The sequence below is a fragment of the Luteococcus sp. Sow4_B9 genome, assembly GCF_052116585.1.
Lineage (GTDB): Bacteria > Actinomycetota > Actinomycetes > Propionibacteriales > Propionibacteriaceae > Luteococcus.
In genome coordinates this window covers 32678-49949 of sequence record NZ_JBQKKT010000006.1, presented here as the reverse complement: position 1 = coordinate 49949, position 17272 = coordinate 32678, and the positions used below count along the sequence as shown (strand labels likewise).

The window sequence follows — 17272 nt, the reverse complement described above, 5'->3', positions numbered from 1 at the left end:
ACACACAGTCGGGGTCTTCTTGGAACAGCGAGTTTGGTCGCTGCTGATCCTGCCGAAGACCCCGACCCCTCACACCACCAGGCCCCAGCTACCCGCCCCACCTCAGGTCCGAAGAGCCCGTAATGCGTAGGTCAGGGGTTCGACTCCCCTGGGCGGCTCCATCGAGTCTCCTTGCCGCCGGGGGTCACCTAGGGAAGCCAGTTGTTCGATTTTCCTGCTGCATCATCCGGTCTCGGGCAGAATGGGGCCATGAGGACAGGTTCGCTGGTTAACTTGCGGGTGCTTCGTGACGCCATGCAGGAGCGAGGGTGGGCAGTCACCTGTTTCCCCTTTCCATATGCCCGGCACGACTACTTCGTGTTCGTACACCGTTACATTCCGCAATCCTCGGCGCCGCAGTACGCCTTGGTCGAGCTGTGCTTCGCCGACCGGCATGACCTGGCGCGCTGCTGGACCGCGCCCGCCAACTCAGGCGGACTGATGATTGACATCGCAGACCTGACCGAGTTCCGCCGCTTCTTCGGGATTGCGTACGTCCCAAACCTTGGTGACCTGCGCGAGCAGTTCGCGACGGCGTTGGGTCGCCACGTTCCGGATAGGCTTCCGAAGAGTCTGGCCCCAGAGGAGCGACGCGCACTCGTTCACCGCCTCGATGTCACGGACGGAGAGGACCCTTCGAAGGTCTTCTGCACACACATGAGGCGCAACCCACCACTCGGCGACGGCAGTCCGGGGCGTCGGTCGTCCTTCAACTCGCAGAAGACGGAGTTGCTGCGCCCGGCCCTGTTCGAGCTCCTGCGGGACGAGCACAACCTCAGCTTCTGCTACTCGTCGGATGCGCACAAGGAGCGCACAGATCAGGAAATTCTCGCTCGACTGTCGGAGAACCAAGGCATTCGTTAGCCCAGCTGGAACAAGAACCCAACCAGCTCGGCGACCAACTCATCCCGGCTCTCGGGCTCGTTGTGCACCTCGTGGCGCAGGCCGCTCCACACGCGGGTCCGCACGTCCTGGTGGCCGGTCGCCACTAGGCGATTGGCCACGTGATATGCGCCTTCGCCAAAGTTGGCGACGGGGTCCTGGTCGCCGGCCAGGATCAGCACCGGGAGGTCGGCCGGCAGGGAGGTGTAGAACTCGTCGGCATTGGCCTGGTCGTAGATGTCGACAAAGCCCTTGAGGAAGCGGGCGCTGAGCGGGGCGCCGAAGTTGTTGAACGGGTCGCGTCCGTGATCGGCGACCACGGCCTCGTCGCGCGCCACCCACGCCGTCTGCGGCGAGCCCTCCTCGATGCGGTCCAGGAAACCGTCGAACAGCTGGCCCACCAGCTCGTCGGGGGCCGGCTCGGCGGCCTGCGGCCCGGTCCCGACCTCCTTCAACCACGTCCGGTCCATCGACTGCTCGATGCCCTTCATCTGCGTGGCAATCCCGCACAGCGCCAACCCGTCCAATTTCGCCTCGGGGCGGATGGCCATCACACGCGCAATCATCGAACCCCAGCTGTGGCCGAAGACCACATAGGGCAGCTGGGGGAAGAGTTCACGCACCTTGGCCTGCAACGTCATCTCGTCGTCCACCACGACGCGCGCGGCATCCTCGCCGGCATCGCCCCAGATCCCGTCGCGCATGGCGGTGCGGCCGTGCCCGGCATGGTCGTCGGCCACCACGATGAAACCCTCGTCGACCAGCGCCGAGATCAGCCGCAGGTAGCGCCGCGAGTGCTCGCCCAAGCCGTGGATCAGCTGCACCACCGCGCGCGGATCCCGCACCGGGGTGTACACCCACGCCTGGATGGTGTCCCGCCCATTGCTGGACGTGAACTCGATTTCCTGCAGAGCCATGCCGACCTCCTCGTCGCATCGCCGCGCGGTTGCGGCGTCTGACTCGATGCTATGTGCCCTGCGGAACGATGCCAGAGGGTGGAGCTCAGACGTCGAACTCCAACACGATTCCCTCGTCCGACGGCAGCCGCCTGACCGAACTGAGGTCGGGCACGAGGACGTCCACGGTGGAGGGATCCAGCTGGTCGCCGACGCCCACCACCAGGCCGACGCCCGCGGCTCGCGCTGCCTGGACGCCCGCAGAGGCGTCCTCGAAGACCGCCACGCGGGAAGGTTCCAGACCCAGCAGTTCGGCACCACGCAGGTAGGGCTCTGGGTGGGGCTTGCCATTGGTCACATCGTCCACGGACACCATCTGCTGGGGGTCGTGCCCGGCGGCGCGCACCCGGGCCGTCGCCAGGTCTCGACCTGCGGAGGTGACCACCACCCAGCGATCGGCGGGCAGGCTGGCGGTGAGTTCGGCCGCACCTGGGATCGCGTCCACCTCGTGGGCGTGGGCAATCTCGGTCTCATCAAGCTCCCGGTAGGCCTCGTCCGCCTCGCCTTCCGGCACGAGCGTCGCGATGTACTCGCGGGCGGGCATTCCATGGGGAAAGTCCACGGTGGGATCGATTCCGAGTGAGCGCTGCTTGGCCCACTCACGCCAGATGCGCATGGCGGTCGGGATGGAATTCACCAACACCCCGTCGTTGTCGAACAGGATTCCGTCCACTGCATGGGTTTGCGACATGCGGCTCCACCTCTCAGATCGTCTGCCTGCAGGCTATCTGCCGCAGATGGGCAACGTCTGGGCGGGCATCACCGATTCGCCAAGGGCCACAGGAGCGAACACCGCGCCAGGACCGAAAAGTGGGGAGGATTCCCACCGACATCGGTGGAAATCCTCCCCACTTCGAACCGAAGGGGCGAGGGATCAGGTTCCCTTGGGCTCACGCGAGCCCAAACGCACCTTCTTGACCTCCTTCTCGCCATCCAGATCGGCGTCGGAGAAGCCGAACATGTAGGTCAGCACGAAGGAGACCACCAGCGCGGCAGCGGAGGCGATCAGGTAACCCCAGAAGCTGGAGTCGATGCCGTCCTTCGGGTTGATGAACGACGTGAACCCGATCAGCGAGCCGGTGAAGCCCCACATGTTGACGTTGAACAGACCGGTGAGCAGACCACCCACGGCACCGCCGATCGAAGCGGTGATGAAGGCGCGGCCATACTTCAGGTTCAAGCCGTACATGGCGGGCTCGGTGATGCCGCTGAAGGCAGCCAGCGTCGCGGAACCGGCCAGCTGCTTGATCTTGGCCACCTTGGTCTTGGCGAAGATCGCGAGCACCGCACCACCCTGGGCCACCATCGTCGCCGAGATGAGGGCGTTGAGGTAGGAGTGGCCCGAGGAGGCGATGTCGCTGGCCACCAACGGAATCACGGCCCAGTGCAGGCCGAAGATCACCAGCGACTGGTACAGACCGCCGATCAGGGTGCCGGCGATGGTCGGGTTCAGGTCGTAGACGCCCTGGATGGCGGCGGCAATGCCACCGGAGATCAGCATGACGATCGGGCCCAGGATCAAGAGGATCGCGGCGGAGACGATGAAGACCTCGAAGAAGGGCACGAAGATCATGCGCAGCGTCATCGGGATGATCTTCTTCAAGAAGGGCTCCACCTTGGAGGCCAACCACGCGGCGACGATGATCGGGAAGATCGAGTAGGAGTAGCTGGCCAGCGGGTAGGGGATGCCGAAGAAGTCGGCATTCATGCTCATGCCCAGCAAACTGGTGGAGCCTTCCTTGCCGGCGGCCTCCACGATGGTCGGGTAGGTGAGCACGCCGCCGATGATGGCCACCACGATCGGGTCGGAACCCAGCCGTTTGGCGGCGGTGAACCCGACGAAGATCGGCAGGAAGAAGAAGACCGAGTCACTCATGGCATTGATCGCCATGTAGGTGGAGCTCTCGCCGGTGATGACCTCGAAGTTCATCAGCAGCGCCAGAATTCCCTTGAGGATACCGCTGGCGGCCAGCAGGCCGATGATCGGAATCATCGATCCGGTGATGACGCCGATCAACTCGCTGAAGCCGTACTTCAACCAACCGACGGCGGTGGTGGGCTTCTCCTTCTCGACGACGTCGGCCGAGACGCTGTCCACCTGGGGCAGCTGCTTGACCACCGCGTCGAAGACCTCCTCGACGGCCGGGCCGATCACCACCTGGTACTGGCCGCCGGCCTTGGCGACGTCGATGACGCCGTCGAGGTTGGCCACCACCTCGTCCTTGGCGAGCTTCTGGTCCTTGAGGTAGAAGCGCACGCGGGTGATGCAGTGGATCACCGAGCGGATGTTGTCGGCACCGCCGACGTTGTCGATGATGTCGTAGGCCAACAGGTCATAGCCGTCCAGGGTTTCCCGGTCGAGCGCGGCGTGGCCGGACCCCTCGACAGGCTCGGGGGTCGACGATGCAGCGACAGGCTCGGGGACCGAGGTGTTGACAGGCTCGGGGAGCTTCCCATCGGCGGTGGCCGAGCCCCCATCCACGGCGGCCGAGCCTGTCGAGGCCCCAGCAGTCGCGGCTCCACCAGCAGCCGCGGCCCCAGCGGCCGAGCCCGCGGCCTTCTTGGCGGGGGCGGGCTTCACCTGCGCCGTGGCAACCGGCGCGCCCAGCTCGGCAGGACCGAAGCTCACCTCGAGGCTGTCGAGGCGCTTCTTGGTGTTGGTGATGATGAAGATCGCCGAGGTGTCCTTGCCCGCCGCGACGACGGCATCCAGGTCCATGGTGCCCAGCGAGTCACCGGCCTTCACCTCCTGGCCCTTGGCCGCGGTCAGGGCGAAGGGCTTGCCCTCCAGCTCGACGGTGTCGATGCCCAGGTGCAGCAGCAGTTCGAGGCCCTCGGGGGTGCGGAAGCCCAACGCGTGGCCGGTCTTGGCAGACATGAAGACGGTGCCGTCGGCCGGTGCCACCACCTCATTGCCGGTGGGCCGCACCGCGAAGCCGTCGCCCATCTTCTTGCTGGCAAAGGCGGGATCGGGCACGTCGGCCAGGTCGATCACCTCGCCCGCCATCGGTGCCACGAGCCTTTCGGGCCGCAGCTGCGGGATCTCGTCGGTTGTCATGGGGTTCCTCTCCCTTGGGGATTCGTGGCGGCGCCCGGGACAGTAGGCGCCAGTGGGGTGCTCAGGGCTCCACGACGATGCCCAGAGCTTCATAGGGGCGCAGCATCATCTCGCGGGAGACGACTGCGTCATCGTGATTGCCGATCAACAGGGTGCCGTCGGCGAATTCGGGGGGAATCTGGATGCCGGCCGGCTCGCCGCGGAAGTTCCCCAGCACCAGCAGCCTGCGCTCCTGCAAGGTGCGCAGGTAACCGAAGACGGCTTCGTGTCCGGAGTCGAAGGACTCGTAGCGGCCCGCGCTGATCAGGGGTTCGCTCTTGCGAAGCTGGATCAGGCGACGGTAGTGGCCCAGGATGCGCCCCGAGTCCTGCTCGGCGGCCACATTGATCCGGTCCTGGTTGGTGGGGCGCAGCCACGGAATGCCGTCGGTGAAACCCGCATTGGGGCTGTCATCCCACTGCATCGGGGTACGGGCATTGTCACGGGCCTTGGAATGGACGATCTGGAAGGCACGCTCGGCGCTCTCACCGGTGGCGAGCAGCTCGGCGTAGGCGTTGTGGGCCTCCACGTCGACGTAGTCGCTCATCAACAGGTACTCGGGATCGGTCATGCCGATCTCTTCGCCCATGTACACATAGGGGGTGCCGCGCATCAGGTGGATGACGGTGGCCAGCATCGTCGCCGACTGTGCGTGGAAGTCCTGCGGGTCGCCGAACCGGTCCAGCGCCCGCGGCTGGTCATGGTTGTTCCAGAAGAGCGCATTCCAGCCATTGCCCTCCTGCATGCCGGTGGCCCATTCGTCGAGGATCCGCTTCAGGGCGGCCAGGTCATGGGGCACCAGGGTCCACTTCTGGCCGTTGGCGTAGTCCACCTTCAGGTGGTGGAAGTTGAAGACTATGTCCAACTCGCCGTTGTCGGATTGGAATAGCCGACGCAGGCCTCGATCGAGGTCGACGACATCTCGCCGACGGTCACCGAATCCGGGTCCTGGCCGAAGCTGTTGCGACGCAGCTCCTGCAGGTAGTCGTGCACCTGTGGGCCGTCGGTGTAGGCGTCGCGGCCGTCGGTGCCGGGTGTGCCGTCGCGCAGCTCGGCTGCCTTTCCGATCAGGTTGATCACGTCGAAGCGGAAGGCCTTGACGCCCTTGCCGCGCCAGAAGTTCACCACGTGGGCCATCTCGTCGCGCACGTCGGGATTGCGCCAGTCCAGGTCCGCCTGCGTGACGTCGAACAGGTGCAGGTAGAAGTCGCCGGTCTCCCCGAAGGGTGCCCACGCCGGACCGCCGAATTTCGAACCCCAGCTGGTGGGCAGACCGCCGTCGGGCCGTGGGGGTCGGACGATGTAGTAGTCCCGGTACTTCGGGTCACCGGCCAGGGCCGCCTGGAACCACGGGTGGGCCGTGGAGGTGTGGTTCAGCACCATGTCCAGCATCACGCCGATCCCGTGTTCGGCCAGTCGGGCCACAAGCTCCTCGAAGTCCGCCATGGTGCCCATCGCCGGATCGACGGCGCAATAGTCGCTCACGTCATATCCGTTGTCCCGTTGGGGAGACGGGTAGAAGGGGTTGAGCCAGACCAGGTCAACACCCAGTGAGGCGATGTGGTCAACCTTCTCGATGATTCCTCGCAGGTCGCCGATGCCGTCGGCATTCGAGTCCCTGAATGACTTGGGGTAGATCTGGTAGACCACCGACTCGTGGAAGGTCATGCCGTCCTCCGCTCGGGGCAGCCACGGTGCTGCCTTCCAGAGAACCTAACAGCGTTGAGGAGTGTCCCACCAGAGCCCAGCGTTCAGCCATTGGTGAATAGGGGAGGTTGTGGCCAGCGAGCCGTGACACCATTTCCACAGCGAACTGCCACAGCAGACAGGAGCGTTCCGGGGTGCTGCCCGCCGCGGGGCGTCCGCCATCCACACGGGAGGAGCCGGACATGAGCGACGAGGAACTCACCACCGCAGGAGCAGACGGCACGGTGCGCACGCACGACGACGGCATGAAGCGCACGCACGACGACGGCGTCGAGGTCACGCGCCACGAGGAGCGGATCGTCGCGCACGCCGAGAAGCACGAGTGGGCCACGGTGAAGGTCACCCGGCGCATCGTCACGGAGGAGCGCACCATCACCATTCCCGTTCGGCGTGAGGAGCTGGTGGTGGAGTACCCCGACGAGTCGGTGCCGGCGGCCCACCCGTCGACGGTGCGCGGCTCCACCGACACCGTGAACAGCCGGGTGGTGGCCACGCACGTCCTGCACCAGGAGGTGCCGCGCGTCGTGGTGGACACCGTCCCCTACGAAGAGGTGCAGCTGATCGTCGACACCCAGCGGTCGGCCGTCGAGGTGGAGGAGACCTTGGCCAAGGAGCGGCTCAGCATCACCACTGACCCGGAGATCCCGGTCCAGTACTGAGCTCCAGCCGCCGGTTCTGATCCGCGTCCAGTACTGATCCGCGTCCCGTTCTGAGTTGCACGCAGTCCTGACCTGTGCAGCAGGCCCCGCACCCATCCGGTGCGGGCCTGCTGCCTCAAGGTGCCCGACGTGTGGTCAGGCGACAACCCGGCGGGTGACCGGGCAGGTAGGGGAGCGGAAGGTCACGATGGTCGTCGGCTGCGGCGTCAGGGCAGCTCCTTGGTGTACACACGGACCATCCCGACCGAGAGCGGCACGAAGACCCAGATGATGCCAGCCGTGCCCAGCTGTGCCCAGGACGTGAGCGTCGGAGACCCATTGGCCGCAATCGCCCGGGCCGCCAGGGACAGACTCAGCCACTCCTGCGACTGCGACAGCCGGTCATTCATCCGAAGGAAGACGACCTCCAGCGGGCAACTGGCCCACACCAACAGCGAGAGCGGGATGCTGAGCATCGCCATGCCCAAGGCGATGCCCTGCATGACCAACAGCACCTGGGCCGTCAGGATCGCCAACACCTGGGCGAGCGGGATCCCCTGCAGCGAGGGCACGTGGTTGGGGGCCAGGACCGACGACATCAGCTGAGCCACCCACACCAACCCCAAGGGCAGCACTCCCAGGCCCAGTGCGAGTCCCGCGGTGGCCGTCACCTTGGCCACCACCACCCGCCAGCGGCGAGGCTCCTGGATGAAGGTGACCAGGGCAGTGCGCTCACTCCACTCATTGCAGGCGGTGAGAATTCCCAGGATCGGCAGCAGGAGGGCCTGCGGTGCGAGGGCCCGGATCAGCAAGGCATCCAACGCGACGCCCTGCTGGCGCCCGCTCCACAGCGCCGGCCCCATGGTGGCGATGGTCACCACCAGCACCAGCACCAGCACCGCCTGGGCCGCCGGTGTGTTGACCTGTTTGCGGAACTCGACGCGGGTCAGGCGCAGCAGCGAGACACCCGGGGCCTGTACGGGGCGGGCGCCGACGAGCGGCGCGGGTGTGGCGTGGGCATTGCTGGCGATCAACTCCATGGTCATGCCACCACCCGTCGTAGGTCGGAGCCGGCGGATCCGTCTCGCGGTGCTTCCAACAAGTTGTCCAGCGGGCTGCGCTCAGAACGCCGCAGCTCGGTGAGGGCGATCCCGGCATCCCTGGCCACTTGACCTACCCGCTCGGGCGTCGCGCTCACGTCGAGGGTGCGGTCCGGCCGCACTCGGCAGCCGATGCCCGCGGTCAGCAGCGTGTGCAACAGCAGGTCGCGCTGTTCGGAATCGGCGATACTGCCCGGATCGCTCATCAGCTCGGAAACGGAGCCCGCGGCCACCACGCGCCCGGCGGACATGACCACCACGTCGTCGGCGAGCAGTTCGACCTCGCCCACCGTGCGCGCGGTGAACAGCACGGTGCCACCATCACGGGCCACCGAACGCAGCAGGCCGTCGAGGCGCGCGCGGCCCTGCGCTCCCAGCTGGGTGGCCGGTTCGTCGAGCACCAGCACCGATGGGCGGCCAATCAGGGCGGCCGCCAGCGCCAGCTGCTGACGCATGGTCGCGGTGTAGTCGCGTACCTTGCGTCGCAGATCATCTGCACCCAACAGGACGGCTTGCCGCACCTCCTCGATGCGAGTGCGCGGCACCCCCGCGACGAGGGCTGCCAGCTGCAAGACCTCCTGCCCGGTCCGTCCGGGGTGCTGGGCGGAGGCGTCGAGCATCACACCCACGTGCCTCGACGGATTGGGCAGCTCCTGGAAGGGGCGTCCCAGGACCAGGGCGGAACCACTGGTGGGCGGGGTCAGCCCGCAGACCATCCGCAGGATCGTCGAACGTCCCGATCCGAGCACGCCGGCCAGGGCACAGACCCGCCCGGGGGTGGCGGCAAAGCTCACGGAGTCCACGGCCAGCTGCTGGCCATAGCTCTTGGTGAGACGGTCTGCGACGATCATGGCCCCAACCTTGCACCAGTTGCGGGGGGAAGCATCGGTCGGTGGCCCATCAGGCCCCCTACTGAAGTCTCGGATTGCGGCTCGGGTCGCCCAGCAGCGCTGGCTGCCGGAAGTGCCGCAAGCCATGGGCGACGAGAGTGTCAGGGCCGGTCCCTAGACTGACCGTCATGAGCAGCCCAGTGGTGGCGGTGGCCGCCCGCTACGAGACCGAGCGACGCCCGCGCTGGCGTCGGATCGCGTCCCAGGCGTGGCGGGTGCTGCTGTGCTACGCGATCGGTCTGTCGCTGTGGCTCGCGGTCTGGTACGAGGCCTTGGACCTTCCGGTGCCCCACGTCGCGCACGCCTACATGGGCGTGGATCTGCTTGTCACCCTGGTCCTGACACCAGCGATCGTCTGGCGGCACAGCCATCCGCGCGTGGTCACTGGCCTGCTGTTGCTGGCCTGCTTCGTCTCCGCGGGGATTCTGCCCGCTGCCCTCGCGGCGCTGCTCGCCTTGGCGGCGCGGCGACGCTGGCCCGAGGTCCTGGTCGTCGGCACCGTCTGGATGATCGGCGGCGTGGTGAATGACCTCGTGGTCTCCGGTCACGCCACGGCCGATGGGTCCCTCTTGCGCGGCGGCGCCGGCGGTGTGGCCTTCCTTCTGGTCTTGCAGCTGCTCGTCTTCGGCATCGTGATGGCCATCGGATGGAACCGAGGAGCTCGCGCCGAGCTCGTGCGGTCCTGGCGCACGGCGGCGGAACTGGCGCAGCTGGAGCAGGGGGCCCGCGTCGCGCAGGCCCAGATCGCCGAGCGCGCCCGGATCGCCCGCGAGATGCACGACGTTCTGGCGCACAAGATCAGCCTGATCAGCCTGCACGCCGGGGTGCTGGCCTTCAAGGACGACCTGACACCGCAGGAATCGCGGGAGACTGCGAACCTGATCCGCGAGACCAGCCACCAGGCTCTGGAGGAATTGCGCGAGGTGCTCGGAGTGCTGCGTGCCGAGGAGACGGATCCGGTGGCACCGCCGCAGCCGTCGCTGCTGGACCTGCCCGCGCTGGTGGCGCAGGAGGAGTCAGCCGGTGCCAGGGTGCAGTTGAGGGTGCCCGACGAGTTCTGGCCACGCTCTGCGGAATTGAGCCCCAGCACCGCCCGCCACGCGCACCGCATCATCCAGGAGTCCCTGACCAATGCCCGCAAACACGCGCAGTCGCTCCCGGTGCTGGTGGAGGTGGACGGCGATGCCGAGCGCGGTCTGGAGATTTGTGTGCGCAATCCCCTGGGCAACGAGCCCACGGGGGTGCCGGGTGCAGGTCTGGGGTTGGCTGGCCTGCGTGAGCGGGCCGAACTGGCGGGCGGCACCCTGGTGGGCGCCCGCACCGGAACCGAGTTCGTCGTACGGGCGCGACTGCCCTGGAATGTGAGGATTGGATCATGAGCGATTCCCCTGACCAGGCAGCTTCCGTTGGCGGGGGCGACGAGCGTCCCCCGCTCCGCGTGGTGATCGTCGACGACGACGCCCTGGTGCGCGCCGGCCTCCGGCTGATGCTGCGTGGCCCCCGGATCAATGTGGTGGCCGAGCATGACGACGGCTTCGGCGCCGCAGAGGTGGTGGCCCGTGAGCAGGCCGATGTGGTGCTGATGGACATCCGGATGCCACGCACTGACGGCATCGAGGCCACCCGGCAGGTGCTGGCCGCCCGCCCGGAGGCCAAGGTGCTGGTGTTGACCACCTTTGATGCCGACGAGCTGGTGGTGGAGGCCATTCGCGCCGGCGCCTCTGGATTCCTGCTCAAGGACACGCCTCCTCCGCGCATCATCAGCGCCGTACAGGCCGTCGCAGAGGGCGAACCGGCCCTGTCGCCAACCGTCCTGGCCCAGGTGATGATGCGGGCCGCCGGCACGGTGAAGGACCAAGGGCAGGCGGCCGATGCCAGACGTCGGCTGGAGGCGCTCACGGCCCGGGAGCGCGAGGTGGCCGACGCCCTGGCCGACGGCCTGGCCAATGCCGAGATCGCCTCGCAACTCCACCTTTCCCTGCCCACGGTGAAGGCGCACGTGTCCAGCATCCTGGCCAAGCTCGGCGCCGAGAACCGGGTGCAGGCCGCGCTGGTGGTGCACGATGCGATGCGTCGCTGACCCGATTGCGTCTGTCAGCCCCCGATAGGCCCCGCCTGTTTTCCGTACGCCCCCGTGCGCCTCCGCCCAGTCCCCCACCTGCACCGAAACAGATGCATATGCGGTGTCCAGTGCACATACTGCGCTGGACACCGCGTATGCATCTGTTTCCGTACGCCCGGGTGGGGCAGACGCACGGCGGGGAAGACGCACGGCGGGGAAGACGCCCGGGCGGGATCTCGCCGCGGAGGATCAGGCGGTCTCCGCCACCCGGGAGAGGTCGGCGGCGCCGATCAACCCCGCGTCATTGCCCAGCGTCGCGAGCCGCACGTGCGGGGCATCCCGGTAGCCCTGGGCGGTCAAGCGCTTGTGGAAACTCTTCAACACGGGTTCGCGCAACAGGTCTCCCGCCTCGGCCACGCCACCGGCCAGCACGAAGACATCGGGGTCCAGGATCGCGTCGATGACGGCCATGCCACGGCCGATCCAGTCGCCCAGCGTCTCGAAGCAGTCCAGCGCCGCCGGATCGCCCTCGCGGGCGGCCTGGGAGATGTGGTGACCCTGCACCTGCAGGGGATTGCCGCCGGCCAGCTCCAGCAGTCGCTCCGCCCGGTGGGGTGCCACGCTGGCGAGCTCGCGCGCCTCCAGAACCAGGGCACTGCCCGATCCGTAACGCTCCCAACACCCGCGCAGGCCACAACCGCAGCGGCGGCCGCCGGGGCGGATGATGAAGTGCCCCAGCTCCCCGGCGAATCCGTTGGCGCCGCGCACCAGCTGGTTGTTGTTGATGATGGCCCCTCCCACGCCGGTGCCGATGGTCAGCACCACGGCGGAGCGGGCATCCTGCGCCGCGCCGAAGCGGTTCTCCGCCCAGCCCGCCGCATTCGCGTCATTCTCAACGACGGTGGGAATGCCGGTGGCCTGCTCGATGCGCGCCTTCAAGGGTTCATTGCGCCAGGCCAGGTTGGGGGCAAAGACCACCTGGGCACGATCCTCGTCGACGAAGCCAGCGGCGCCGATCCCGATGCTGGTGGCGCCGTGCTCGTCGGCCAGTTGCTGGGCCATCGCCGCGATGGTGGATGCCACCTCGTCGGAGCTGCCCGCGGGGGTTGGCTGGCGCAGCTGGGCGACGATCTTGCCCCACTCGTCCACCACACCTGCCGCGATCTTGGTCCCGCCGACATCAACTCCGATGGCCAGTGCCATGCTCACTCCCCAGTGACCTCTGGTGCCGGCACCCGTGGCGCCGTGTCCACACCTGGGGGTCATTCAACCACTGCTGATCGGTCATGTCTGGTGCCCGTCCGGCCAGCTGCTGGCCTGGCCAGTCGGTTCGATTCGAGTCCAGATCAGATGCCCCACTCGGGGTCACCCGGCAGCACCAGCCCCACCTGGCGTCGCGCCTCGTCCATCACCGTGAGGGCATCATCGGTGGCCTGCTGGTGAATCAGCGCCAGCCGCGGGTCCGCCACCATCCTGGCGAAGGAGCGCAGGACATGGGCCTGCTGCGGCAGCGACTTGTCCAGAGGGACCTCCTCCGTTCCGCCGCCCTGGTTCCAGACGATCTGCAGCCGGTGCGGGTCGTCGATGCGGTCCAGCAGCAGGCTGGCGTCCTCACCCGCGATCACACTGCCGCCGGCATTGCCGGAGACCTTGGAACAGGCGATGGTCGCGGTGAATCCGGGGTAGTCAAGTAGCAGGGTGGTGGCCCCGTCGATGCCATTGGACAGCTTGACGCTGGAACTCTGCACCCGCGTCGGCAGCCCGAACAGCGTCGTCAGGGGATGCAGGGCATACACGCCCAGGTCCATCAGCGCGCCGGCGCCCATCTCCGGCCGGAAGATGTTCTCCACCCGTCCGGAGAGGTAGTTGTCGTAGCGGCGGGAGCGCTGGCACATCTGCAGGTTGACCTGCCGGACCTCGCCCAGACTGTCCATGTGCGCCGTGACACTGCGCCACAGCGGCTCGTGCACCGCCCGCACCGATTCCAGGAGCACCAGACCCCGCGCCTGGGCCATCGAGACCAGCCCGCGCCACTGCTCGGCCGTCACGCAAGCCGACTTCTCCAGCAGGACGTGCTTGCCGGCCTCCAGCATCATCTGAGCCTGCTCATGGTGCAGGGCATTGGGCGACGCGATGTACACGGCGTCCACGTCGGGAGCCTGTGCCAGGGCCTCGAGGCCGATGACGGGCCGGGCTCCGTGTGGGCCGCCCACGGAGGCGGCGCGTGCCTCGTCGCGGGAACAGGCGGCCACCCAGGCAACCTCGTCGACGAGGCTGGCGGCGGTGCCGAAGAGCTCGACGATCGAGCTGGTGCCGACACTGGCGAAATTGAGCATGTGCATCGTCCTCCCCGTGGTTGCCCACCCTAACCGTGGGGTGGACCAGTCTTGCGCACCCGATCACCTGCCGCACACTGGCCTCCTGTTCTACGCTGAAGCGATGGGGCGCAGACGTGCCTGCACACTCGGGGGAGGGTGACCACGCAATGTCCAGGAAAGATTCCGCGACCGCACAGGTGAAGGCCCCGCTGGCCACTCGGCTGAGGATGGCCGCGCTGGAGAAGATCTCGCCGCAGAGGGCTGCCGCCGTGGGGGTGGACCTGTGGTTCCAGGTGCCCGCGCCGCCCAAGGAACGCACCTTGGGCAAGTACACCCCGTCGGGTGGTGAGCCCTTCTTCTTGATGAGCGGTGACGCCGAGATCACCGGCTATGCCTTCGGGCCCGAGCGGGGCCCCGTCGCCCTGCTGGTGCACGGCTGGGGCGGTCACTGGCAGCTCCTGCAGGCGCACATCGGCTCGCTGGTGGAACGCGGCTACCGCGTGGTGGCCTTCGACATGCCCAGCCACGGACGCTCGACGCACGGCGCGGAGGGCTTCGGCATGGCATCGGCCGTTGAGATGGCCCAGGCCGTGGAGGCCGTGATTGGCGAGGGCGGCAATCCGACGGTGGTGCTGGCCCACGGCCGTGGGGCCATGGCGGTGCTGCGCGCACTGCGCGGCCGCCCGATGCCGCGGGCGTGTGTGCTGTTCGCCCCCGAGGTGTCCATCGAGCCCGCCATCGACTGGTTTGCGCAGGTGGTGGGGATGGGGCCCCGCACCCGAGCCATCTTCGCCCAGCAGGTCGAGGCCCGCCTGGGCGCGGAGCTGGCTGATTTCGACCTGCGCCGCGATGTCGCCCGGATGGCGGCCCGCGAGGACTGTCCGCAGATGCTCGTGGTACACGACGAGGGCGACCCCGAGAATCCGCTGTCGGCCTCGGAGGAATTGCACGAGATGTGGCCCGGATCGGAGCTGATGGTGACCGCCAACCAGGGCCATCGCAAGCTGATCTGGCACGACGAGGTGGTCAAGCGCGTCGACGAGTTCCTGGGCGCTGTGGGTGGCGGACGTCATGGCCTGCGCCGGGTGCCGGGCTAGGCTCCAGGGCAGGTTTGCGAACGGCACGTCTGCACATCGAGACGTTGAGGAGCTGTGATGGGGGAGGACATGTATGGGGGAGGAAATCTGATGGGGAAGAAGTGTTGCGCGGGCACGGCGGCCTGCCAGGTTCCGAGCGCGGTGACCAGCGCCGCGGGTCTGGTGGGTGGTTATGCGGTGGCCCGGTTCAGTGGCAACCGGCCGTTGGGTGGGGCCGTTCTGGCTGCGGCGGGCGTGGCCGCCGGCATGAAGTGGAAGGAGAAGGGCGCTCTGACCACGGCCGGGTTGACCGCGCTCTACCTGGGGGCCTTCGGTGGATCCCACCCGCTGGCGAAGAAGATCGGCGCCTGGCCGTCGGTCTTCACCGTCGCCGGGGTGACGGCGCTGGCCAGCTGGGCCCTGGTCGACCGGCACTGAGCCCCTCCAGGGAGCAAGTAAATCGGTTGCCGCCCCTGCTCTGCCCGCCTAGCGTGTGGAGCACACAAGGAAGGAGGTGGTCCTGACCGATGAATGACTACAGGACGAGTGAGGTGGCCCGCGCCTGAGCGAGCCCAATCCGGGACGCGTGGCAATCCACCCGAGCCACCGGGACCCGCGGGAGATCGGCCGTCGTCCAGCCGATCAGCCGGCAGCAGCCGGCAACCCGCGGGTTCTTCCCTGCCACCGTGTGAGCCATTCGGTGTGAGCCATTCGGTGTGAGCCATCCGGTGTTACCCACCCGGTGCGACCCGGCCCGCTCACGACCCGCTCGGTTGCCCCAGACAGAGGTCGAGCACGGCGGCCTGCAGCACGTCGAGACCCACGCCCCCAATGTCGAGCGCGGTGCGGTGGAAGGCCTTCAGGTCGAAGTCATCGCCGCGGGCCTCCTGCACCTGCCGACGCATGTCCATCCACAGTCGTTCGCCTACCTTGTACGACGGGGCCTGGCCCGGCCAGCCCGCATAGCGGTTGAGCTCGAACAGGGTGTTCTCCTCACCCATGAAGACGCGCTCACTGAAGTACTGGTGCGCCTTCTCGAAGGTCCAGCGGCCGCCGCCCACCTCCTCGGGAGCCTCGAAGCCCTCCGCATCGCTGCAGTGCAGGCCGATGTCCAGCACCACGCGCACGGCACGCAGCATCTGCCCGTCGAGCAGCCCCATGTAGTTGCCCGGATCCTCCATGTGGCCCAACTCCGCCATCAGCCACTCGGCGTAGAGCGCCCAGCCCTCCGTGGTGCCGGAAACTGAGCAGCCGTAGCGGCGCCACGTGTTCAGCAGGTCGGCGCGGAAGGCGGTCTGGCCAATCTGCAGGTGGTGGCCCGGAACACCCTCGTGGTACACGGTGCTGAGCTCCCGCCAGGTGCTGAAGGTCTCGATCCCCTCGGGGACCGACCACCACATCCGGCCCGGGCGGCTGAAGTCCTCGCTGGGTCCGGTGTAGTAGATGCCACCGTCATGGGTGGGGGCGATCCGGCACTCGATGCGGCGCACCGGCTCGGGGATGTCGAAGTGTTGCCCCACCAGGTCCATCGCCTCATCGGCGCGTTCCTGCATCCACGCCTGCAGCTCGTCGGTGCCCGTCAACCGGTACTTCTCATCGGCGTCGAGTGCGTCCACGGCCTCGCGGATGGACGCGCCCGGCAGGATCCGCTCGGCCGTCTCGCGTTCCTCCCGCTCCAGCCGGGCCACCTCCTGCAGGCCCCACTGGTAGGTCTCCTGCAGGTTGATGCGGGCGCCGATCGCGCGACGGGAGAAGTAGCGGTAGCGCTCGATCCCGATCCCGTCCTCCTCGACGGCCTGCGGCAGGAATTCGGTGCGCAAGCGCTCGGCGGCCTGCTTGAAGCTGCGACGGGCCACCTCGATGCTGCGGGCCAGCTCGCCCTCCACCTGGGGATCCAGCGGCCCGTCGTTGGTGGTGGGGTTGGCGCGCAGGATGTCCAGGAATCCGCCCTCGGCCACCCAACCATCGATCTGCCCGGCCAGTGCCTCCACCTGCCGACGGGCGGGGCGCACGTCGCGCTCCACGGCGGAGGTCTGCGAGATGAACCAGGTGAGCACTGCAGTGGGCACGGCGCGCAGCCGGCGGGCGATGGTGCGCCAGTCATCCCCGGTGGCGCGCGGCATCTGGTCGAAGGACTCACGGATCAGGTGCAGGCTGGAGGTGATGTTGTTCACGTCCACCAGGTCGAGTCCCTGCTCGTGCATCTCCACGTGCAGGCCCAGCCGTTCGCGCATCGCGGCGATGGTCACCATGTCCACCACGTCGACGGGGGTCACCTCGGCCAATCTGGCCAGGGTGGCCCGGTTCAGCTCGTCCCGGGCGCCGAGTCCCGCAGGGGAGAGGTCGTCCAGTTCGTCCTGACGTTCGGGGCGGCCAGCCCACGTGAGGGCCAGCGGGCTCATCTGCAGGTACCGCTCGAAGTGCTCGTTGGCGATCTCGTCGACCTGGCTGGGGGAACGGGGGGCGGTTTCGGTCACGTATTCACCATAGCCAGCATGGGTGCCGTC

General features: G+C 67.7%; 15 protein-coding genes and 1 pseudogene. 6 read left to right on the top strand and 10 right to left on the bottom strand.

Annotated features, from left to right (window positions below; translation table 11 throughout):
- The first annotated feature begins 249 nt into the window (after positions 1–249).
- Positions 250–903, top strand: coding sequence for a DUF6037 family protein (locus tag ACTQ49_RS05705; RefSeq protein WP_441826884.1), 654 nt, complete (start codon positions 250–252; stop codon positions 901–903).
- Here the strand turns inward: ACTQ49_RS05705 and ACTQ49_RS05700 are convergent.
- The 5 genes and pseudogenes from ACTQ49_RS05700 to ACTQ49_RS05680 all read right to left on the bottom strand — a co-directional run.
- Entirely contained in the window at positions 900–1838 is a 939-nt protein-coding gene (locus ACTQ49_RS05700; protein ID WP_441826883.1) for an alpha/beta fold hydrolase, read from the bottom strand. The genes ACTQ49_RS05705 and ACTQ49_RS05700 overlap by 4 nt on opposite strands.
- Before the next feature lie 85 nt (positions 1839–1923).
- A complete protein-coding gene (locus ACTQ49_RS05695) occupies positions 1924–2568 on the bottom strand; it encodes an HAD-IA family hydrolase (RefSeq protein WP_441826882.1) in 645 nt (214 codons plus the stop codon).
- Positions 2569–2751: 183 nt separating this feature from the next.
- Positions 2752–4935: a glucose PTS transporter subunit IIA gene (locus ACTQ49_RS05690; RefSeq protein WP_441826881.1), complete on the bottom strand. Its 2184-nt coding sequence runs from the start codon at positions 4933–4935 to the stop codon at positions 2752–2754.
- Positions 4936–4996: 61 nt separating this feature from the next.
- Entirely contained in the window at positions 4997–5269 is a 273-nt protein-coding gene (locus tag ACTQ49_RS05685) for a hypothetical protein (RefSeq protein WP_441826970.1), read from the bottom strand.
- An 18-nt stretch (positions 5270–5287) separates the two neighbouring features.
- Positions 5288–6642 (bottom strand): annotated as a pseudogene (locus ACTQ49_RS05680) (alpha,alpha-phosphotrehalase); the annotation flags it as partial.
- Between the two features lie 221 nt (positions 6643–6863).
- Here ACTQ49_RS05680 and ACTQ49_RS05675 point away from each other — a divergent pair.
- Entirely contained in the window at positions 6864–7340 is a 477-nt protein-coding gene (locus tag ACTQ49_RS05675; RefSeq protein WP_441826880.1) for a DUF2382 domain-containing protein, read from the top strand.
- A gap of 206 nt (positions 7341–7546) precedes the next feature.
- Here ACTQ49_RS05675 and ACTQ49_RS05670 read toward each other — a convergent pair whose 3' ends face one another.
- Positions 7547–8365, bottom strand: a complete 819-nt coding sequence (locus tag ACTQ49_RS05670) for a hypothetical protein (RefSeq protein WP_441826879.1) — start codon at positions 8363–8365, stop codon at positions 7547–7549.
- Entirely contained in the window at positions 8362–9270 is a 909-nt protein-coding gene (locus ACTQ49_RS05665) for an ABC transporter ATP-binding protein (RefSeq protein ID WP_441826878.1), read from the bottom strand. The genes ACTQ49_RS05670 and ACTQ49_RS05665 overlap by 4 nt, the downstream gene beginning before the upstream one ends.
- Before the next feature lie 167 nt (positions 9271–9437).
- Between ACTQ49_RS05665 and ACTQ49_RS05660 the strand changes: the two genes are divergently transcribed.
- Entirely contained in the window at positions 9438–10688 is a 1251-nt protein-coding gene (locus tag ACTQ49_RS05660) for a sensor histidine kinase (protein WP_441826877.1), read from the top strand.
- Positions 10685–11389, top strand: a complete 705-nt coding sequence (locus ACTQ49_RS05655; protein WP_441826876.1) for a response regulator transcription factor — start codon at positions 10685–10687, stop codon at positions 11387–11389. Before ACTQ49_RS05660 ends, ACTQ49_RS05655 begins: the two co-directional genes overlap by 4 nt.
- Before the next feature lie 231 nt (positions 11390–11620).
- Here ACTQ49_RS05655 and ACTQ49_RS05650 read toward each other — a convergent pair whose 3' ends face one another.
- Positions 11621–12574 carry an ROK family glucokinase gene (locus ACTQ49_RS05650; protein ID WP_441826875.1) on the bottom strand — a complete coding sequence of 318 codons (954 nt, stop codon included), beginning with the start codon at positions 12572–12574 and terminating at the stop codon, positions 11621–11623.
- A gap of 143 nt (positions 12575–12717) precedes the next feature.
- Complete coding sequence (locus ACTQ49_RS05645; RefSeq protein ID WP_441826874.1) at positions 12718–13707, bottom strand: Gfo/Idh/MocA family protein; 990 nt, start codon at positions 13705–13707, stop codon at positions 12718–12720.
- 149 nt (positions 13708–13856) lie between these two features.
- Here ACTQ49_RS05645 and ACTQ49_RS05640 point away from each other — a divergent pair, with 149 nt between their 5' ends.
- Positions 13857–14786, top strand: coding sequence for an alpha/beta fold hydrolase (locus ACTQ49_RS05640; RefSeq protein ID WP_441826873.1), 930 nt, complete (start codon positions 13857–13859; stop codon positions 14784–14786).
- Positions 14787–14876: 90 nt separating this feature from the next.
- Positions 14877–15203 (top strand): hypothetical protein, encoded by a 327-nt coding sequence (locus ACTQ49_RS05635; RefSeq protein WP_441826872.1) that lies wholly within the window; start codon positions 14877–14879, stop codon positions 15201–15203.
- Between the two features lie 320 nt (positions 15204–15523).
- Here the strand turns inward: ACTQ49_RS05635 and ACTQ49_RS05630 are convergent, their stop codons facing one another.
- Positions 15524–17167 carry a DUF885 domain-containing protein gene (locus tag ACTQ49_RS05630; RefSeq protein ID WP_441826969.1) on the bottom strand — a complete coding sequence of 548 codons (1644 nt, stop codon included), beginning with the start codon at positions 17165–17167 and terminating at the stop codon, positions 15524–15526.
- Between the last annotated feature and the right edge of the window lie 105 nt (positions 17168–17272).

Bases quoted from the DNA above. Each gene is read 5' to 3' on its own strand.
- ACTQ49_RS05705 (WP_441826884.1), top strand. From the start codon at position 250: ATGAGGACAGGTTCGCTGGTTAACTTGCGGGTGCTTCGTGACGCCATG.
- ACTQ49_RS05700 (WP_441826883.1), bottom strand. From the start codon at position 1,838: ATGGCTCTGCAGGAAATCGAGTTCACGTCCAGCAATGGGCGGGACACC.
- ACTQ49_RS05695 (WP_441826882.1), bottom strand. From the start codon at position 2,568: ATGTCGCAAACCCATGCAGTGGACGGAATCCTGTTCGACAACGACGGG.
- ACTQ49_RS05690 (WP_441826881.1), bottom strand. From the start codon at position 4,935: ATGACAACCGACGAGATCCCGCAGCTGCGGCCCGAAAGGCTCGTGGCA.
- ACTQ49_RS05675 (WP_441826880.1), top strand. From the start codon at position 6,864: ATGAGCGACGAGGAACTCACCACCGCAGGAGCAGACGGCACGGTGCGC.
- ACTQ49_RS05670 (WP_441826879.1), bottom strand. From the start codon at position 8,365: ATGACCATGGAGTTGATCGCCAGCAATGCCCACGCCACACCCGCGCCG.
- ACTQ49_RS05665 (WP_441826878.1), bottom strand. From the start codon at position 9,270: ATGATCGTCGCAGACCGTCTCACCAAGAGCTATGGCCAGCAGCTGGCC.
- ACTQ49_RS05660 (WP_441826877.1), top strand. From the start codon at position 9,438: ATGAGCAGCCCAGTGGTGGCGGTGGCCGCCCGCTACGAGACCGAGCGA.
- ACTQ49_RS05655 (WP_441826876.1), top strand. From the start codon at position 10,685: ATGAGCGATTCCCCTGACCAGGCAGCTTCCGTTGGCGGGGGCGACGAG.
- ACTQ49_RS05650 (WP_441826875.1), bottom strand. From the start codon at position 12,574: ATGGCACTGGCCATCGGAGTTGATGTCGGCGGGACCAAGATCGCGGCA.
- ACTQ49_RS05645 (WP_441826874.1), bottom strand. From the start codon at position 13,707: ATGCTCAATTTCGCCAGTGTCGGCACCAGCTCGATCGTCGAGCTCTTC.
- ACTQ49_RS05640 (WP_441826873.1), top strand. From the start codon at position 13,857: ATGTCCAGGAAAGATTCCGCGACCGCACAGGTGAAGGCCCCGCTGGCC.
- ACTQ49_RS05635 (WP_441826872.1), top strand. From the start codon at position 14,877: ATGGGGAAGAAGTGTTGCGCGGGCACGGCGGCCTGCCAGGTTCCGAGC.
- ACTQ49_RS05630 (WP_441826969.1), bottom strand. From the start codon at position 17,167: ATGAGCCCGCTGGCCCTCACGTGGGCTGGCCGCCCCGAACGTCAGGAC.